Here is a 16,532-nt window from a genome sequence, read left to right as displayed (position 1 = left end):
AATATGAAGCAAGCAAACTTATATATTAACGGAGAATTAGTTTCAACAAATGATACATACGAAGTGGTAAATCCAGCCACAAATGAAGTCGTAGCTACTGTCGCAAAAGGCGGAGAAAAAGAAGCGAAGCTAGCAGCAGATGCTGCCTATGAAGCGTTTCAAACATGGTCTAAAAAAACAGCGGAAGAGCGCGGTAAATTATTATTTAAATGGCATCAGCTGATCGAAGAACATACGGATGAACTGGCTGAAATAATGACAGTCGAGCAAGGTAAACCTCTTAAAGAAGCAAAAGGTGAAATTGGCTACGCCAATGGATTCGTTTCATGGTACGCAGAAGAAGGAAAACGCATTTACGGAGAGACAATTCCAGCTTCTTCTCCTAATAAACGATTATTTGCTCACAAGCAGCCTGTAGGAGTCATGGCAGCTATTACACCGTGGAACTTCCCAGCAGCCATGATTACGCGCAAAGTAGCTCCAGCTTTAGCAGCTGGATGTACAGCAGTTATCAAACCGGCAGAACAAACACCACTAACGGCTCTTCGTCTAGCAGAGCTGGCACAAGAAGCAGGTATCCCAAAAGGCGTAATTAATGTAGTGACGGGAGATGCAAAAGCAATTGGAGAAGCGTGGCTTCAAGATGGACGTGTACGTAAACTATCGTTTACGGGCTCTACAGAAGTAGGTAAACTGCTAATGCGCGGAGCAGCTGATACGGTTAAAAAAGTGTCTTTAGAATTAGGAGGACACGCTCCGTTTATCGTAACAGCAAATGCTGATTTAGATAAAGCAGTAACAAATGCAATTGCTTCTAAATTCCGTAACGCTGGTCAAACATGCGTATGTACAAACCGTATCTACGTGCAAGAGTCTATTGCTAAACCATTTGCAGAACAGTTTGCAGCGGCTGTTAGTCAGCTGAAAGTGGGGAATGGTTTAGAGGAAGGCACGGATATTGGACCTTTAATCGATGAAAAAGCATTAGAAAAAGTAAAGCGCCATTTAGCTGATGTTGTAGAAAAAGGCGGGAACGTCTTAACGGGAGGATCTGTACGTGAAGAGGGAAGCGGACTGTTTGTTGAACCTACGGTGGTAGATGGTGCAACGGATGATATGCTTTGTATGTACGAGGAAACATTCGGACCAATTGCTCCAATTGCGACGTATCAAACAGAAGAAGAAGTTATTCGCCGTGCAAATAACTCGCCGTACGGATTAGCAGCCTATGTGTTCACTGAAAATATTTCAGAAGCTATTCGTATTGCTGAAGCACTAGAATATGGTATTGTAGGACTAAATGATGGGCTACCTTCTACACCACAAGCGCCGTTTGGCGGATTTAAAGAAAGTGGACTTGGGCGTGAAGGCGGACATTATGGAATTGAAGAATATTTAGAAGTAAAATATATTTCCTTAGGATTTTAATAAAAAGTGATTTCGCTTTCCTGCGAAATCACTTTTTTAGTAATAGTATATGTGTGGAATTTGTGTATGAATCGATTGGAAATTCATAAACGAAAAACAAAATTCCTCAAGAGTACAGCATTCAAGATCCTGACAATCGTGAGAATTAAAAAAATCTTCAAGTATAGCTGGCTCGACGTCTTTAAATAACCAGTGGCATTCAACATCTTCAAAATTGCTGCGATAAACCTCACTCAGCCCATAAAAATCGAACACATCTTCCAGCTGCTTTTGTTGCATAATCATCCCTCCTCTTCCTAGTATAAGAAAAAGAAAGAGATATTAAACAAGCTGTCATACTACTTTGTTTTTTTTATAAAATCTCGTATAGTTAATAGTAATGACAAGCAAAGGAGTTTCGGTATGTTTACATATATCACGTTATTTGGTTTTCTTGGATTCGCTGTGTATTCGAGTACGTGGATTTATTCTATTGTAAAAAAAGATGGAAGAGCAAAGAAAAATGGGAAGGGTACTCTCATTAGTTTTCTTGTGATGCTTATCGGGTTAGTCGGTCTGCAGCTTATGTAATCATAGATTATTTTGACATTTTTACCACCTTCACTTATAGTTAACGTTGGGCGAACATATGTATGATTCTGGTCACAGTGCTTGCCTTAAGCTGAAAACGAAAGAAGGTGGCAAATTTGAGATATCACACACATATTGCAACATCGATTGCTGCCGGTGCCGGTGTGGCTATAACAGGAGACGCTTTGTTTACATTTCCTTATGTTGTAGGCATTGCGATTGGGGCACTGCTTCCTGATATTGATGAACCAAATTCATATATTGGTAGAAGGTCTCTTGGCCTTGCAAAAGTAATTAAATCTATTTTTGGACACCGGGGTATTACGCATTCTATTCTTGCAAGCGGACTTATTTTTTATTTACATACGATGTATGACAATGATTTTACATTAGGAATAGCCTATGGATACGCTTTTCATATTCTTGGAGATTTCTTTTCTAAACGAGGGGTACCTTTTTTCTCACCTCTTAGCAAGAAGAAGTTTAAGCCTCCTTTAACATATGAAACAGGCAGTGGAGCAGAGACTCTCATCTTTTACTTGGCAGTGATAGGAAGTTTTTATATGCTCTATAAGTACCAGCTGTACACTCAGCTGTTTTAAAGGAAGAAGCCACCTGATTTGTTCAGGTGGCTTCTTTCACGCTTCTACTACGTAAAGTTCAGTCGTTTTCATAGGAAGAGTAATAGTAATACTTGTGCCGTCATTTTTTTTACTAGATACATGAAAAAAACCTTTATGTTCGTTAATAATTTTATTGCAAATTGTTAGTCCAAGGCCTATTCCTCGTTCTTTTGTCGTATAAAAAGGCTCTCCTATATGTAGGATACGCTTTGAGTCAATTCCACACCCACTATCTTTTATCACAATGCGGAGCGTTTCTCTAGCTGATTTTTCAATCGATACAACCAGATTGCCGCCGCTTTCCATAGAGTCAATGGCATTTTGTATAATATGAATAAATGCTTGGGTTAGCTGTGTTTTTTGCCCACTAATGAGCAGAGAATGTTCTTTTGGATAATGGCGAATGATGTGGATGTTTTTGACTCCAGTAACAGATTGAAATTGCTTTAATACCTCATCAAGCAAGTCTGTAATAACAAGGTTTTCTGTATATACGTACTCTTGTTTAGCTAAACTCATAAACTCTGCAATGATATGTTCAATTTGTGAGAGTTCATGCTGAATGAGATCTCGATAAATCAATGTTTTTTTCGGCTGCTGTGTCTCACAGAACAGTTGAACAAACCCTTTAATGGTTGTCAAAGGATTTCTAACCTCGTGTGCGATACTTGCAGCCAGGTGACCAATGACAGAGAGTTTTTCTGAATTCTGCATCTTTTTCTCTGCCTGTCTTTTTTCTGTTACGTCTCGTGAGACAAATACAAACCCTTCGATTTCTCCGGTAGATGTGGTAATCGGAGCGCCTTTACATTCTAATAAAACGATGGTACCGTTTACATGGAGCTTCCGGTATTCAAATGTGGAGGCGCCGTTTGTTTTACCCATGTTAGCTAAGACAGTGTAGATTATGTGCTTGTCTTCGGGATATGCATTGATAAGCACATGTTGTCCAATAAGCTCATCAGGAGAAACACCTAACGTTTTAGCGTAAGAAGGAGAGGCGTATTCCTAAATGCCATCTTCAGTAATGGCACATACTAAATCATGGGTATGAGATAGAATAATTTGATGCTTTAGTTCATTTTCATCTGTAATGATTCGATCTTTTGATTGATAAAAAAGTTGATCTTCTTGTTTGGCAAAGGTGTGCCGAACTTGTGTGCCGCACATTCTGCAAAAATTATAATCTTCCTTATAGTTATAAGAAGGACAAACGGGCATCGAATCACTCCAATCAGCTCTATGCAATGAGAGAGTTCCCAAGCATATATAATCATTATTATATATTCAAATTATAGGTAAAAATAAGAAAAATCAAATGTGCTATTGAGGGGGAATTGGGCTTGAAAACCCTATAAATAGATTTCAAATACATGTTTTTAGTTGCAAATAGATTAGAACTGGAATTTTTACACATTTAAAAAATCAAGCAAATCAAATAAGACGCCTCTTATTTGATTTGCTTATAATGCTCTAGCGCTCGCTCTCTAGCGCCTTATAATCGATAATTGAGGTAGGGTATGTTTGGTCAAGCGTAACGTTTGCTTTCTCTAATACATCTGCTGGAGCCTTCCAAGGTTTATGAATATAAGAAGAAGGAAGATCTTTAAGCTCTGGAATCCACTTTTTAATATATGCTCCTTCTTTATCAAATTCATAATGAAGCAGCTTATTCTTGAAAAACGTTTTGAAGGTATCAATAGCGCCTTTTTCCGTAGCTTCCCACGTAGATTTAATTGTTTCATCCCACGGTATGCTTGGAAGCAAATTAAGATCTGAGACCGAAAGAGATTCAATCGGTTTAGAGAAGGCCTGGACGAAATTAACTTTTTTTACAGTAGAAGATACGGAATGTTTTTGAAAAGCTTTATAGTAAGCTGTGAATACTTTATAAGGATCTCCATTTTCTTTTGTGATTTTCCAAGGTTCATGAAGGATAAATCCTTGGAATGTGCGAATATTTATTTGGTGCTCTGAAAAAAAAGCTTGTAGCTCTTTATCTCTTTTTAGCGCATGTGGCTCATAGCGTCTGTTCCAGTAAATATCTTGCGCATTCGTTTCATGGAGTAATTTTTGTAAAACATCTTTAGGATTTCCTTTTTGTACAACCAGCGTTCCTTCTATCTTTTCAATAGAGTTTTTGAAGTTATTCAGCGCATGGTGAAGCCATCATTTACTTGCACTTCCCATTGATCTTTCTTCATAGTCGTCATGTATATAAACAGGTACAACTATTCCTTCTTTAGCTGCTTGAAATAGAGCTGGGTTATCAACCAGTCGAAAATCTTTTCGAATCCATACGATAATGGTTTTATTCATCATGTGCCACCTTTCTATCTGCAATTTGCCTCGATTATAGCTTTTTTCTTATACGTTCTACAATTTTGAATGTGTAGAAAGCCTATTTTCTTGTGGACGAATTTCAGAATGATTGTAAAAAGAATAACGTAAACAGAGTAAGAGAATGGGAAGGAGCCCTTAAAAATGAGAAATTCGTATGGAATGAAACAAACCGGACAACCGATGTCCAATCCATATATGCAAGCAGCACCTAAACCTGCTAAAATGCCGCCAATGCCTTCTGTAAAAGAAATGCAGGCAATGCCGATGCAAGAAGGCGCAGGTCAAATGCCAATGTACGGAGAAGTGCCACCGATGAAAGATGGAATGCCATCAATGCACGGAGGAATGAGTCAAATGCCGATGCAAGGCGGAATGCCACCGATGAAAGATGGAATGCCATCAATGCACGGAGGAATGAGTCAAATGCCGATGTACGGAGAGCTACCGCCAATGCATGGAGGAATGGACCAAATGCCGATGCAAGGTGGAATGCCGCCAATGCACGGAGGAATGGGCCAGATGCCGATGCAAGGCGGAATGCCGCCAATGCACGGAGGAATGGGCCAGATGCCGATGCAAGGCGGAATGCCGCCAATGCACGGAGGAATGGGCCAAATGCCGATGCAAGGCGGAATGTCGCCAATGCACGGAGGAATGGGCCAAATGCCGATGCAAGGCGGAATGCCGCCAATGCACGGAGGAATGGGCCAGATGCCGATGCAAGGCGGAATGCCGCCAATGTACGGAGGAATGGGCCAGATGCCAATGCATGACTGCGGATGCCGCGATTTCTCAGCACCCGTTGGTCATCAGCAGCCTCATTCTTTAAATGAGTGGATGATCATGCAGCAAACGAATCCAGGCTCTTTTTAATAAATCCTTTACCCTAGATAAAAGGGATGTATTATTAAATTTTTAGTATAAATATAGAATTTTATTAATTGAAACGTCATGAGAAAAAGAATAGTTCTTACTCTTTTTCCATGACATTCATTTTTTTGAAAATATTAATCACATCTTTTGGGTGTTTTTTTACATAAGAGAGTTTGATAGAGTTTTTTAAGTGTAAATACAGGGAAAAGAAGGCAAAAGCTCTATATTAAAGGGGAAAGGGTGTTTTTAGAATGATATTAGAAGTCACAGCTGCAACCTTACATGATGCTAAAGTTGCCCAGGAACATGGTGCCGACCGTATAAGCCTTGTAACTGGGATTGGTGAAGGCGGCTTAACCCCCAGCTATGGTTTGATGAAAAAAGTGAAAGAAACGATACATATTCCAATCTTTGTGATGATCCGCCCACATAATCAGTCTTTTCAATATGACGAAGATGACTTGCAAACAATGATTGAAGATATTCACTATGCTAGAGAAATTGGCATTGATGGAATTGAAATTGGCTGTTTAACAGAAGAAAAAATCATCGATGAGCAAGCTTTAAAGCGTCTGCTGAATGCTGCAGGAGAAATGAGTATAACGTTTCATTTAGCGTTTGATGAAATCAGTGATCAAGAAAAGGCGCTCGAAACGCTTTTAAGCTACAAGCAAATTCAGCGTGTCATGACTTCAGGAGCGGACAAAAGTGCGTTAAACGGTATTCCTCATATTAAAAAACTGTTAAGAAGAATGAAAGATAAAGATATTATTTTAATCGGGACCAAAGGGCTTAAGCCTGAAAATCTTCAAGCGTTTTTATCAGTCACGCCCGTGACAGAAATTCGTATTGGTTCAGGGGTCCGAGTGAATTGTCAATATACAAAACCGCTTGACCCAAGGAGTGTAAAAGCTGCAAAAGAAACGATGAATAAGCAAAAGTAACACAAGTGCTACAAGAAATTGTAGCACTTTTTTATTTGGAAAAAGAAAGGGACTTATTACATAGTTTTCCCAAATTGGAAAACATCATAAAAACCCTTTAATCCTTGATACATAAGAGAATGTTGAGTTTTTCCGAATCTAGAGTGAAATAGGAATAATTTCATATTTTCAGAATAATTATTGACAGTGATAATCATTATCATTTATTGTTGTAATTGTTAATGAAAATCATTATCAATTGAATAAACAGGAGGATATGATATGTCAACGTCAACGAAACAACTTACATCAAACGAAATGCTGCTTGCTATGCAAAATGAACGTGAATCCAATGCAAGGTCTTACCCTAGACGCCTTCCTATTGCGATTAAGCAAGCAAAAGGCGCCGTGATCACGGATATGGATGGAAAAGAGTATATTGATTGTTTAGCAGGAGCCGGCACACTTGCTCTTGGTCATAATCACCACGTAGTCCATGAAGCAATTCAAGACGTTTTAGCGAAATCTATTCCTTTACATACATTAGATTTAACAACGCCTGTGAAAGAAGCTTTTATCGATGAAGTATTCGCCAGTTTGCCAGAACAATTTGCAAACAAAGCGAAAATACAGTTTTGCGGTCCAACTGGAGGAGACGCGATTGAAGCGGCTTTGAAGCTTGTGAAAACAGCAACAGGTAACCGAACGATTTTATCCTTTCAAGGGGGATATCACGGCTCCACGCATGGAACGTTAAGCATCAGCGGTACAACGAGTCCCAAAAAGCACATTCATGCGCTAGTACCGGACACACATTTTTTACCCTATCCATATGATTACCGCTGCCCGTTTGGCGTAGGTGCTGAAGGTCACACTTACATTAGTACATATATTGAAAATATGCTGGATGATCCTGAAAGCGGAATTGTTACTCCGGCGGGTGTTGTAGTAGAAATTGTACAAGGAGAAGGAGGCTCTGTTCCAGCGCCGATTCCATGGTTAAAAGAGCTTCGCAGAATCACAAAAGAACGAAACATTCCGCTTATTGTAGATGAAGTTCAAACTGGAATTGGACGAACAGGAAAGCTGTATGCTTTTGAGCACGCTGATATCGAACCGGATGTATTAGTGCTATCTAAAGCAATTGGAGGAAGCCTTCCTTTATCAGTTGTGCTGTATGATAAAAGGCTTGATCAATGGGAAGCTGGTGCACATATCGGTACATTTAGAGGAAATCAGCTTGCGATGGCTACAGGACGAGCCACTCTGCAATTCATAAAGCAAGAAAACTTACCTGCACATGCTCACGAGTTGGGAGCTTATATTCAAAGTCAGCTAAGACATATTCAAAAGCAAGTATTATCGATTGGAGATGTACGCGGAAGAGGTTTGATGCTGGGCGTCGAAATTGTAGACGCAACAAAGCCGGCTAATAAAATCGGCAGTCACCCTGCAAACGGTGAGTTAGCTAAACTGATTCAAAAAGAATGTTTTGACAGAGGTGTCATTTTAGAAGTCGGTGGAAGGCATGGTGCTGTTATTCGTTTGCTTCCTCCATTAATTTTAACGAAACAACAAACGGATGAAGTATTAACGAGATTTGAAGAAGCGATAAAAGCAGCAGAAAAAAAGTGGGTGAATAAATAGAATGGCGCCGTTTGAAAAGTGGTTTTTATCATCATCAAAAGAAAGCCTCAAAAATTATGAAGTGATGATAGGCGGAATGACTGAGATGATTAAACGTCACTATGGTAAATTACAAACGCCTTATACTCATATCAACGTCAATGATCTAACGAACTTAGTCAATCGTTCTGTCTATTTTAGTGAGCACGAGCAGCCGCTAGAAGATTTGTTTGATGACGTACAAGCGTTAGTGATGGATCATTCACTTCATATTTCTCATCCCGGGGCAATGGCGCACTTGCATTGTCCTCCGGTTATACCGGCTCTTGCTGCGGAAGTGATGATTTCTGCTTTGAATCAATCTATGGACTCGTGGGATCAAAGTCCGGCAGCTACGTATATAGAAAATCAAGTGATTAATGAGTTAACAAAACAAATTGGTTATTCAAGTTCCTCTTCAGGCGTTTTTACAAGCGGAGGGACGCAGTCGAATTATATGGGACTTCTGCTTGCTCGTAACGAATATTGCCATTCTGAATTTTCAATTGATGTCAGTGAAGAAGGTTTACCTTTTGAAGCCAAAAAACTGCGAGTTTTTTGCTCGGAAAAAGCCCATTTTACGGTGCAGCAATCTGCAGCTCAGCTTGGACTAGGCATGAATGCAGTGGTGAGCGTAAAGTGCAATGAGCGATACGAGATGGATATAGAAAATTTAGAAGAAGCGATACGGAAAGTAAAAGAACAGGGAAACCTTCCTTTTGCTATTGTAGCAACGGCAGGTACGACAGATTTTGGAAGCGTAGATCCTCTTCGTGAAATAAGTAAGCTAGCTAAAAAAGAAGGGCTTTGGCTGCATGCTGATGCTGCTTATGGAGGAGCGTTGCTATTTTCACATAAATACCGTGAACGTTTAAAAGCGCTTGAGCGAGCGGATTCTATTACGATGGATTTTCATAAGTGGTTTTATCAGCCGGTAAGCTGCGGGGCATTTTTGCTGAAGAATCAAGATATGTTTAAACACATTCAGCTTCATGCAGATTATTTAAATCCTGAAGAAGATGAGCATGTACATTTAGTAGATCGCAGCATTCAAACAACAAAACGATTTGACGCCTTGAAGCTATGGCTGACTTTCCGTGCAGTAGGCACAAATGAATACGGGAAAATGGTTGACCACACCGTTGAAACTGCTCAGCAGACAGCTGGATATTTACAAAAACAAAGGAATATCGCGGTGTTAAATGACCCTTATATGAACGCGGTTGTCTTTCGTTATGTGCCAGAGGTTTTATATGCGGATCATCAAAAACAGCTGCACTATGAAAATAACTTGAATCAACGTATTCAGGAGCAATTATATGAACAAGGTACTTTTATCATGGCAAAAACAAAGCATAAAGCCCAGGCTTATTTAAAACTAACTATGTTAAATCCTATGATTACATTTGATTCTGTTGCCACTCATTTAGAGGAAGTCGTTGCTTTAGGAAAACAGTTGGAGAAAAAGGAGGAGCAATTACGTGAACGCTCAGTTATCGGCTAATTTTATTACGATGCAAAACATTATTAATTGCTATATTCGAGAAACAGGTAAGGGAGTATGGGAGTCCGTTTCAGAAATGAAAAGTGAGGAAACGCTCGTTCTTAGACTAAAAAAACAGCCGGTAACTCTTTACTTTCCAGTAAAGTACCGCTCAGCCACTGGACGTCACTTGTTCTTCTCGAACTTTTATTATCGTATTCAGCAAGAGAAGCTTGAAGAGTTAGATATCGTCACTCTTTTGGCTCTTCTCTTAAAGGAAGTAACGGATCAGTTATTACAAGTGAATGAGCTAATTGTCCGTGTGCTATTAAGCTATGAAAATATGAAATTATTCATTGAAAAAAGACAGGAAGAGTTAGAGACGTGCTATAAATGGGACAAAACGTTCTTAGAATCTGAGCAGTCTTTGCTTATTGGACACCAGCTGCATCCAACACCTAAAAGCCGCCAAGGGATATTACCTGAAGAAGAAGAGGTGTTTGGACCTGAAGTAAACGGTAAATTTCAGCTTCATTATTTTAGAGCGCATGAATCTCTTGTTGTAGAACAGTCCGCTGGGAGTCAAACGGCTTCACTGCTTATTAAAGAGCAGCTGAAAAAAGATAAGGCAGTTTCTGAAGAATTCATACAGTCTTATTGCCAAGCGGACGGTTATTCACTTATACCTATGCATCCGCTGCAAGCTCGTTATCTTTTAGGAAAAGAAGAAGTGTGCGAATGGATTCAAAAAGGCAGGCTTGCTTACCTTGGTCCACACGGTCAGCCGTTTTATCCGACTTCGTCTGTTCGAACCGTATATAGTAAAGATGCAGATGTGATGTACAAATTTTCTATTCCAGTGAAGATTACTAATTCACTGAGGGTGAATAAACGAAAAGAATTAAGCAGAGGTGTAGAAGTTAGCCGTTTATTACAAGAGGGGTTGCAGGCGGAGCTTCACGAAAATCATCCGGCTTTTCAAGTGATTGAAGACCCTGCTTACATCACGGTTGGAGAAAAGGAACTTGGGTTTGAAGTAATGATCCGAAGCAATCCTTTTCAAGGTGAGCAAGGGGACCGTACAACACTTCTAGCGAGTTTATGTCAGGATCATGTATTCGGAAAGAAATCTCAAATAGAAAATATTATTAATCACATTGCTGCAAATGAAAATAGCACGAATGAAGACGTAAGCAAGCGCTGGTTTAAACGCTATTTAGACGTCTCTTTTCATCCTATGATGTGGCTTTACACTCAAAAAGGAATTGCGCTGGAAGCTCATCAGCAAAATTCTGTTATTAAACTTGATAAAAGCGGATATCCATCAGTGTTTTACTACCGTGACAACCAAGGCTATTACTTTATGAAATCAAAGGAACAAGAGCTTCGTAAGCTGCTTCCTTCCTTAAACGTAGAAAGCGATACAGTATGCGATGATGTTATAGCAGAAGAAAGATTTCGTTATTACGTATTTTTCAACCATATTTTAGGGTTAGTTAATGCTTTTGGTACGGCTGGTTTGGTTCAAGAATCAGACTTGCTATTGATTTTGCGACAAGAGATAGAGATGTACAAAGAAAAAGATCATACAGGGCTTGTTTCATCGATGTTAGAAGAGAAAGTGCTGCCTTGCAAAGCCAATTTCTTAACGCGCGTTCATGATATGGATGAGCTGATAGGGTCTCTTGAAACACAGTCTGTCTATGTAAATGTTGAGAATCCTCTATGTAAATTTGCAGGTGTACGTGTATGAAATCAGCCTTACAAACGCAGTATCCATTTATGATTAAGCAAAAGGAGCAGAGCATTACCTTTCGCTCTGTTTCTTTTGCAAAAGATTTCGAACGGCTGTATAAGTGGATGCATGAACCGCATGTTATTCCATATTGGAATTTAAATATTTCAAAGCAGGCGTACGAGCAGCATTTAAAAACATTTCTAGCTGATTCTCATCAAAAGCTTCTAATTGGAGAAATTGACGGTGTCCCTATGAGCTACTGGGAATCTTATATGGTTGAAGGTGATATTATCAGTAACTATTACCCTTATGAAAAAGGGGACCAAGGGATTCATTTGCTAATTGGAGAACCTGCTTTTTTAGGAAAAGGCTATATTTATCCGCTGCTTCTTAGTTTGCTAAAGCACAAGTTTAACGTAGCAGACACTGCTAAAGTAATAGCGGAGCCAGATGTACGAAATGAAAAAATGATCGCAGTATTTAAAAAATGCGGGTTTCAATTTATGAAAGAAGTGTCATTGCCTGATAAAACAGGTGTACTGCTGAAATGTGAAAGAGAAGTATTTGAAAGAAGGTGGAGCCAATGGAACAACGGGACATTTTAGACGTAATTGGAGTAGGAGTTGGTCCATTTAATTTAGGATTAGCGGCCTTAATTGATAAAACAGATTGTACATATAAATGTTTTGAACAAAAAGATGAATTTAACTGGCATCCAGGAATGCTTTTGGAAGGGACAACTCTTCAAGTGCCGTTTATGGCAGATGTGGTCACGATGGTAGATCCGAAGAGTCCGTACACGTTCTTAAATTATTTGCATGAACATGAGCGCTTGTATCAGTTTTATTTTTTTGAGAAGTTTCATATTCCGAGAAATGAATACAATCATTATTGCCGCTGGGTAGCCAGCCAGCTGAGTGGTCTTGAATTTAACAGCACAGTAAAAGAAGTGAAAATGCATGAAGACGCTAAACCCTTCTATGAAGTAACGGTTGAAAAAGAAGGGAAGCTTCATACACATTATAGTTACCATCTTGTAACTGGAGTAGGTACACAGCCCGTAGTGCCAAGAGACTTTCAAACAGTCGCCAGCGATACGTTCTACCACTCTGCTCATTATAAAATGAAGCGTGAGCAAACGCTGCAGGCTAAAAGTATAACCGTAATTGGCTCTGGTCAAAGCGCAGCTGAAATTGTCTATGATTTACTTCAACAGCAGTCTGAATTTGATTACAAGCTGAATTGGTATACACGCTCAAAAGGATTTTATCCGATGGAATATTCAAAGCTTGGCCTTGAACATTTTTCACCTGATTATACCCGCTATTTTTACCGATTGCCCGAAGAGAAAAAAGAGATTGCTTTACGAAATCAAGCTCTTCTCTATAAAGGAATAAGCTTTGAAACAATCGGGGACATTTATGATCTGATTTATGAACGAACAATTGGAGGAAAAGAAGTGCCCCTAACGATGCGCGCACTTACGGAGCTTGCAGGAGTTGAAAGGATAAACGATACACATCTTCTTACTCTTCACCAATACGAGCAAGACACGTTCGAAAAGGAAGAAAGTGAAATTGTCATTATGGCTACAGGCTATGATGCAAACGAGCCTGCTTTTATTGAAGGGATAAAAGAACATTTGCTGTTTGATGAAAAAGGACAGCTGAAAATTAGCGAATCCTATCAAGTTGAGATGAAGAAAAAAGGAGCCCCGCTATTTGTTCAAAACGGAGAGCTTCATACACACGGAGTTGGAGCACCGGACTTAGGTTTAGGCGCTTATCGAAATGCAGTCTTAATTAATCAAATTGCAGGTGGAAATGTGTACAAAATATACGGAAATACTGTCTTCCAAAAGTTTGGATTTTAAGAGATGATTTCTGCGCGCTTTGTTTTTATCTGTTTGTTTATGACCATGACATCAGAGGTGTTATTATCACCATTTTATCCACAGTATTTTACAGACGCTTTTCATGTAGATGGAGTCGCGATGACGTCTTTCTTCATTATTTGCTGCCGGATTGTGGTCATTGTCCTGACACCTTTATGGGGAATGCTGCTTAAAAAGTGGAAAGTAAAACACGTAATTGTAACGTCACTGCTGATGACAGCCTTAATTAAAATTATTCTGAGCGGAGTTTCTACTTTTTATGGATTTTTAGCTGCTTCATTAGTACTGCTTGTGTTTCAAAGCAGTATATATCTGTTGTATCCATATTTAGTAGGCGGCATGAAAAATGGACAGAAAAAGGCAAGTGCTGCAACAACCTATGTATTTATTGTTCACGGCCATTATTGTTGCTAGCTTGTTCGGAAGTACAATTATTGCATGGGAAATGCCGCTTAAAGTATATCGATACTTTGCTTTAGCTGATATGGTATTGGCCGTATGGCTCCTAAAAAGAAAAGCATCACCTTTAAAAACAGAGAAAACACCGACACCCCTTCAAAGCATAAACGAACCTATCTTTTTTTATTTGCTGGCTATTTTCTTTTTTCACCTTGGACACAATGTAATTCGCCCTTATTTTACATTGTTTACAAGTGAAACATATAGCATGAGCAGTCAAGGCAGTGCTCTATTATATGTGGCGCCGAGCATCATGGCTATTGTCTTAAAGCTTACGGTACCTACAAAACTATTTAATGGCAAAGTTATACCGCTTTTTTATAGTGTAACGGGTGCTAGTGTTTTGCTGCTATGTTTGCAAGCATATGCCGGTCATCTCAGCGTGTTTATTATAAGCCGAATTTTATATGGAGCAGGGTTTTATCTCAGCACGGTTATACTCGATATCTATTTATTCCAAAAAAGCAAAGAAGAAGCGGCGTACTACTACAGCTGGCTTATTGCTGTTCAAAATATTGCCCTGCTGAGTGCACCGCTTTTAGCATTAGAAATCAGCAAAGTAAATTTAGCGTTTCCTTTAGTAGCGGGAGCCGCTGCTCTGCTAGCTGCTAACGCTGTGATGCCGCTGCGTAATAAAACAATTCCTATTCTAAGACAAGTAAAGGAGAATGAAGGATGAAGATTAAAGAAACGAAGATTTCAGTATTTAATAAGCAATCATGGGGAAAAGCAAATCGGCAGCTTTTAGCTAAAATGCTGCAGGAATTTATGTATGAAAATATTATTGTACCGAAGCAACTGCAAAAGCAGGATGCGCTTGCTACGTATCAATGGGAAGACCACCGAGGCGTTACGTATACATATCAAGCGAAACAGCGATTGTTTGATAGTTTTTCCGTACTGCCAGAAAGTATTAAGGTGACATCTAAAACGTCAAACCCTACATTTTCCGAAGCCTTGCAGCTATTAGTTAGCTTATCTGAGAATAAAGGAATGTCTAGTTCAACTGCAGGTCATTTAGCAAAAGAATATTTTCATACGTTAGTAGCAGATTTGCATTTGCAAAATCGAAAATCAGCGGATGAATTAGCAGGTATGGATTATGCAGAGCTAGAAGGTGAGATGACGGGACACCCTTGGATTACGTACAACAAAGGGCGCATAGGGTTTGGCTATGATGACTATCTTCGGTTTGCACCTGAGCAAAAACAAGAAATTCAGCTTTCATGGATTGCTGTAGCGAAGCAAATTGCTTCATTTCATTCATTAGATACCCTTGGCTTTAATGATGTCATGAAGCAGGAGCTAAGCGGTGAGACGCTAGCTGCATTTGAAAAAGAGTTAACAAGCCAAGAACTTTCGGCAGCGGACTATTATTATATTCCTGTTCATGAATGGCAGTGGCTGAACGTGATTGTTCCTTTATTCGCTGAATACATTGCAAATGATTTAATCGTTCCTTTAGGAGAAGGTAAGGATCAGTACTTGCCTCAGCAGTCGATTCGTACATTTGTGAATACAACAAATCGAAATAAATATCATGTAAAGCTTCCGATGAGTATATTAAATACCCTTGTATACAGAGGGCTTCCAAGTGAGCGGACGGTAATTGCTCCTCAAGTAACTCAGCACATTAAAGGCATACGAGATCGTGATGCGTTTTTAAAAGATACGTGCAAAGTAGGGCTTTTAGGTGAAGTGGCTACGTTAAACGTAACTCAGCCAACGTTTGCTTCTATTAAAAGTGTGCCTTATCAGTATTTAGAAATGCTGGGAGTGGTTTGGCGTGAAAGCATCTATCAAGAGTTAGAAGAAGGAGAGCATGCGATTACGCTAGCTGCGCTGTTACATGTTGACAGTGAAGGGAAAGCTTTAGTTTCCTCATATATAGAAAAGTCGGGCTTAACCCCTAACGAGTGGATTGATGCGTTAACCAGCGCTGTTTTGCCGCCTCTTCTTCATTACTTGTATCAATACGGTACTGTATTTTCCCCGCACGGTCAAAATACGGTATTAGTGCTTAAACATAACAAGCCGGTGCGAATTATTATGAAAGATTTTGTAGACGATGTGAATATTAGCGATCAGCCGTTTGAAGAATTGCAGCAGCTATCTCTTGAATTGAAAGAAGTGTTGCGAAGCGAAGAGCCAGAAGGGTTGACTCAGTTTATTTTAACAGGGCTATTTATTTGTCACTTCCGTTATTTATCAATCATTTTAGAAGAGCATGAAGGCGTAGAAGAAGCGGACTTTTGGAAAAGTGTACGAGAAGAAATTTTACATTATCAAGCATCATTTCCACATTTGAAAAAGCGATTTGAATTATTTGATTTATTACGTCCAACCATTACGAAGTTAACGTTAAATCGAAATCGAATGTTTGATTACGGATACGAAGATGACGGAGATCGTCCTCATGCAAGCGAATACGGTACGGTACGGAATGCCTTGCATGAAGTTAGTGAAAAAGCTGTTCAATAATAAGGGAAAGTCGCTGGTATTGTGCTAGCGGCTTTTCCATGTGTGAATCCAA

At 39.4% G+C, this 16,532-nt stretch carries 17 protein-coding genes and 2 pseudogenes; 13 read left to right on the top strand and 6 right to left on the bottom strand.

All coding sequences use genetic code 11. From position 1 onward, the window contains the following. The first annotated feature begins 3 nt into the window (after positions 1-3). Positions 4-1,428 carry an NAD-dependent succinate-semialdehyde dehydrogenase gene (locus tag ACLHDF_RS04565; RefSeq protein ID WP_413917813.1) on the top strand — a complete coding sequence of 475 codons (1,425 nt, stop codon included), beginning with the start codon at positions 4-6 and terminating at the stop codon, positions 1,426-1,428. Between the two features lie 36 nt (positions 1,429-1,464). Here ACLHDF_RS04565 and ACLHDF_RS04560 read toward each other — a convergent pair whose 3' ends face one another. After that, on the bottom strand, positions 1,465-1,713 hold the full coding sequence (locus tag ACLHDF_RS04560; protein WP_413917812.1) for a hypothetical protein: 249 nt from the start codon (positions 1,711-1,713) through the stop codon (positions 1,465-1,467). Between the two features lie 117 nt (positions 1,714-1,830). Here ACLHDF_RS04560 and ACLHDF_RS04555 point away from each other — a divergent pair, with 117 nt between their 5' ends. Together ACLHDF_RS04555 and ACLHDF_RS04550 are read left to right on the top strand one after the other, a co-directional pair. After that, positions 1,831-1,998: a hypothetical protein gene (locus ACLHDF_RS04555; RefSeq protein WP_413917811.1), complete on the top strand. Its 168-nt coding sequence runs from the start codon at positions 1,831-1,833 to the stop codon at positions 1,996-1,998. 116 nt (positions 1,999-2,114) lie between these two features. After that, a complete protein-coding gene (locus ACLHDF_RS04550; RefSeq protein ID WP_413917810.1) occupies positions 2,115-2,600 on the top strand; it encodes a metal-dependent hydrolase in 486 nt (161 codons plus the stop codon). A 36-nt stretch (positions 2,601-2,636) separates the two neighbouring features. On the opposite strand, the gene ACLHDF_RS04545 is transcribed toward ACLHDF_RS04550, so the two are convergent. From ACLHDF_RS04545 to ACLHDF_RS04525, 5 genes and pseudogenes are all read right to left on the bottom strand, one after another. Beyond that, the gene (locus tag ACLHDF_RS04545) at positions 2,637-3,335 is read right to left on the bottom strand and encodes an ATP-binding protein (protein WP_413918261.1); all 699 of its coding nucleotides are present in this window, start codon (positions 3,333-3,335) and stop codon (positions 2,637-2,639) included. 12 nt (positions 3,336-3,347) lie between these two features. Next, positions 3,348-3,617: pseudogene (locus tag ACLHDF_RS04540) on the bottom strand (PAS domain S-box protein); the annotation flags it as partial. A 12-nt stretch (positions 3,618-3,629) separates the two neighbouring features. Next, on the bottom strand, positions 3,630-3,869 hold the full coding sequence (locus ACLHDF_RS04535; RefSeq protein ID WP_413917809.1) for a hypothetical protein: 240 nt from the start codon (positions 3,867-3,869) through the stop codon (positions 3,630-3,632). Between the two features lie 225 nt (positions 3,870-4,094). After that, positions 4,095-4,388, bottom strand: coding sequence for an FAD-binding domain-containing protein (locus ACLHDF_RS04530; protein ID WP_413918260.1), 294 nt, complete (start codon positions 4,386-4,388; stop codon positions 4,095-4,097). Between the two features lie 144 nt (positions 4,389-4,532). Further along, a pseudogene (locus ACLHDF_RS04525) lies at positions 4,533-4,940 on the bottom strand (deoxyribodipyrimidine photo-lyase); the annotation flags it as partial. 165 nt (positions 4,941-5,105) lie between these two features. Here ACLHDF_RS04525 and ACLHDF_RS04520 point away from each other — a divergent pair. The 10 genes from ACLHDF_RS04520 (at position 5,106) to ACLHDF_RS04475 (ending at position 16,480) form a co-directional block, all read left to right on the top strand. Further along, a complete protein-coding gene (locus ACLHDF_RS04520; RefSeq protein ID WP_413917808.1) occupies positions 5,106-5,837 on the top strand; it encodes a hypothetical protein in 732 nt (243 codons plus the stop codon). A 251-nt stretch (positions 5,838-6,088) separates the two neighbouring features. Continuing rightward, entirely contained in the window at positions 6,089-6,781 is a 693-nt protein-coding gene (locus ACLHDF_RS04515; protein ID WP_413917807.1) for a copper homeostasis protein CutC, read from the top strand. 261 nt (positions 6,782-7,042) lie between these two features. Further along, a complete protein-coding gene (locus tag ACLHDF_RS04510; RefSeq protein WP_413917806.1) occupies positions 7,043-8,407 on the top strand; it encodes an aspartate aminotransferase family protein in 1,365 nt (454 codons plus the stop codon). Position 8,408: 1 nt separating this feature from the next. Beyond that, on the top strand, positions 8,409-9,929 hold the full coding sequence (locus tag ACLHDF_RS04505; RefSeq protein WP_413917805.1) for a pyridoxal phosphate-dependent decarboxylase family protein: 1,521 nt from the start codon (positions 8,409-8,411) through the stop codon (positions 9,927-9,929). Further along, on the top strand, positions 9,907-11,661 hold the full coding sequence (locus tag ACLHDF_RS04500; protein WP_413917804.1) for an IucA/IucC family protein: 1,755 nt from the start codon (positions 9,907-9,909) through the stop codon (positions 11,659-11,661). Before ACLHDF_RS04505 ends, ACLHDF_RS04500 begins: the two co-directional genes overlap by 23 nt. After that, the gene (locus ACLHDF_RS04495; RefSeq protein WP_413917803.1) at positions 11,658-12,251 is read left to right on the top strand and encodes a GNAT family N-acetyltransferase; all 594 of its coding nucleotides are present in this window, start codon (positions 11,658-11,660) and stop codon (positions 12,249-12,251) included. Before ACLHDF_RS04500 ends, ACLHDF_RS04495 begins: the two co-directional genes overlap by 4 nt. Further along, positions 12,230-13,519, top strand: coding sequence for a lysine N(6)-hydroxylase/L-ornithine N(5)-oxygenase family protein (locus tag ACLHDF_RS04490; RefSeq protein WP_413917802.1), 1,290 nt, complete (start codon positions 12,230-12,232; stop codon positions 13,517-13,519). Before ACLHDF_RS04495 ends, ACLHDF_RS04490 begins: the two co-directional genes overlap by 22 nt. 3 nt (positions 13,520-13,522) lie before the next feature. Next, positions 13,523-13,954: an MFS transporter gene (locus ACLHDF_RS04485; RefSeq protein WP_413917801.1), complete on the top strand. Its 432-nt coding sequence runs from the start codon at positions 13,523-13,525 to the stop codon at positions 13,952-13,954. Then, entirely contained in the window at positions 13,887-14,678 is a 792-nt protein-coding gene (locus ACLHDF_RS04480; protein WP_413917800.1) for a hypothetical protein, read from the top strand. The genes ACLHDF_RS04485 and ACLHDF_RS04480 overlap by 68 nt, the downstream gene beginning before the upstream one ends. Further along, entirely contained in the window at positions 14,675-16,480 is a 1,806-nt protein-coding gene (locus ACLHDF_RS04475) for an IucA/IucC family protein (RefSeq protein ID WP_413917799.1), read from the top strand. The genes ACLHDF_RS04480 and ACLHDF_RS04475 overlap by 4 nt, the downstream gene beginning before the upstream one ends. Positions 16,481-16,532 lie beyond the last annotated feature (52 nt).

The organism is Priestia megaterium (assembly GCF_046599315.1).
In the GTDB taxonomy this organism is placed as follows: Bacteria; Bacillota; Bacilli; order Bacillales; family Bacillaceae_H; genus Priestia; species Priestia megaterium_F.
This window is presented reverse-complemented; position numbering and strand designations above follow the sequence as displayed.

What these genes read in the sequence shown, in the direction of transcription:
- ACLHDF_RS04565 (WP_413917813.1), top strand. Translation starts at nt 4, where the DNA reads ATGAAGCAAGCAAACTTATATATTAACGGAGAATTAGTTTCAACAAAT.
- ACLHDF_RS04560 (WP_413917812.1), bottom strand. Translation starts at nt 1,713, where the DNA reads ATGATTATGCAACAAAAGCAGCTGGAAGATGTGTTCGATTTTTATGGG.
- ACLHDF_RS04555 (WP_413917811.1), top strand. Translation starts at nt 1,831, where the DNA reads ATGTTTACATATATCACGTTATTTGGTTTTCTTGGATTCGCTGTGTAT.
- ACLHDF_RS04545 (WP_413918261.1), bottom strand. Translation starts at nt 3,335, where the DNA reads ATGCAGAATTCAGAAAAACTCTCTGTCATTGGTCACCTGGCTGCAAGT.
- ACLHDF_RS04520 (WP_413917808.1), top strand. Translation starts at nt 5,106, where the DNA reads ATGAGAAATTCGTATGGAATGAAACAAACCGGACAACCGATGTCCAAT.
- ACLHDF_RS04515 (WP_413917807.1), top strand. Translation starts at nt 6,089, where the DNA reads ATGATATTAGAAGTCACAGCTGCAACCTTACATGATGCTAAAGTTGCC.
- ACLHDF_RS04510 (WP_413917806.1), top strand. Translation starts at nt 7,043, where the DNA reads ATGTCAACGTCAACGAAACAACTTACATCAAACGAAATGCTGCTTGCT.
- ACLHDF_RS04505 (WP_413917805.1), top strand. Translation starts at nt 8,409, where the DNA reads ATGGCGCCGTTTGAAAAGTGGTTTTTATCATCATCAAAAGAAAGCCTC.
- ACLHDF_RS04495 (WP_413917803.1), top strand. Translation starts at nt 11,658, where the DNA reads ATGAAATCAGCCTTACAAACGCAGTATCCATTTATGATTAAGCAAAAG.
- ACLHDF_RS04490 (WP_413917802.1), top strand. Translation starts at nt 12,230, where the DNA reads ATGGAACAACGGGACATTTTAGACGTAATTGGAGTAGGAGTTGGTCCA.
- ACLHDF_RS04485 (WP_413917801.1), top strand. Translation starts at nt 13,523, where the DNA reads ATGATTTCTGCGCGCTTTGTTTTTATCTGTTTGTTTATGACCATGACA.
- ACLHDF_RS04480 (WP_413917800.1), top strand. Translation starts at nt 13,887, where the DNA reads ATGGACAGAAAAAGGCAAGTGCTGCAACAACCTATGTATTTATTGTTC.
- ACLHDF_RS04475 (WP_413917799.1), top strand. Translation starts at nt 14,675, where the DNA reads ATGAAGATTAAAGAAACGAAGATTTCAGTATTTAATAAGCAATCATGG.